Below are 1,245 nucleotides of genomic sequence, written 5' to 3'. Positions count from 1 at the left end.
TCTCCTGCGCGCGCGGCGGATAGGGACCGAACTGTCTCACGACGTTCTAAACCCAGCTCGCGTACCGCTTTAATGGGCGAACAGCCCAACCCTTGGGACCTACTCCAGCCCCAGGATGCGACGAGCCGACATCGAGGTGCCAAACCTTGCCGTCGATATGGACTCTTGGGCAAGATCAGCCTGTTATCCCCGGGGTACCTTTTATCCGTTGAGCGACGGCGCTTCCACAAGCCACCGCCGGATCACTAGTCCCTGCTTTCGCACCTGCTCGACATGTCTGTCTCACAGTCAAGCTCCCTTGTGCACTTGCACTCRACACCTGATTGCCAACCAGGCTGAGGGAACCTTTGGGCGCCTCCGTTACCCTTTAGGAGGCAACCKCCCCAGTTAAACTACCCACCTGACACTGTCCCTGATCCGGATCACGGACCCAAGTTAGACACCCAATTCGACCAGAGTGGTATTTCAACAGCGACTCCACCGAAACTGACGTTCCGACTTCACAGTCTCCCACCTATCCTACACAAGCCGAACCGAGCACCAATATCAAGCTATAGTAAAGGTCCCGGGGTCTTTCCGTCCTGCCGCGCGTAACGAGCATCTTTACTCGTAATGYAATTTCGCCGAGTCTGTGGTTGAGACAGTAGGAAAGTCGTTACGCCATTCGTGCAGGTCGGAACTTACCCGACAAGGAATTTCGCTACCTTAGGATGGTTATAGTTACCACCGCCGTTTACTGGCGCTTAAGTTCTGAGCTTCGCACCGAAATGCTCACCMGTCCCCTTAACGTTCCAGCACCGGGCAGGCGTCACTCCGTATACATCGTCTTACGACTTCGCACGGAGCTGTGTTTTTAGTAAACAGTCGCTTTCCCCTGGTCTCTGCGGCCACTATCCGCTTCGGAGGCACAGCCCCTACACGGACAACGGCCCCCCTTCTCCCGAAGTTACGGGGGCATTTTGCCGAGTTCCTTAACCACAGTTCACTCGCTCGCCTTGGTATTCTCTACCTGACCACCTGTGTCGGTTTCGGGTACGGGCGGCCCTGACACTCGCTAGAGGCTTTTCTCGGCAGCATGGGATCATCCACTTCGCCACAATCGGCTCGGCATCAGGTCTCAGGCACACAAGAYACGGATTTACCTATGCCTCACCCTACACCCTTGCCCCAGGACAACCACCGCCTGGGCTGGACTACCCTCCTGCGTCACCCCATCGCTTGCCTACTACCAGCCGGGATCCCGCG

1 rRNA gene is annotated in these 1,245 nt (G+C 56.8%); it reads right to left on the bottom strand.

The features are described from left to right. Nucleotides 1-1,245: ribosomal RNA gene (locus BL254_RS24705) — 23S ribosomal RNA — on the bottom strand; the annotation flags it as partial.

The sequence above is a fragment of the Protofrankia sp. BMG5.30 genome, assembly GCF_001983005.1.
GTDB lineage: Bacteria > Actinomycetota > Actinomycetes > Frankiales > Frankiaceae > Protofrankia > Protofrankia coriariae.
This window is presented reverse-complemented; position numbering and strand designations above follow the sequence as displayed.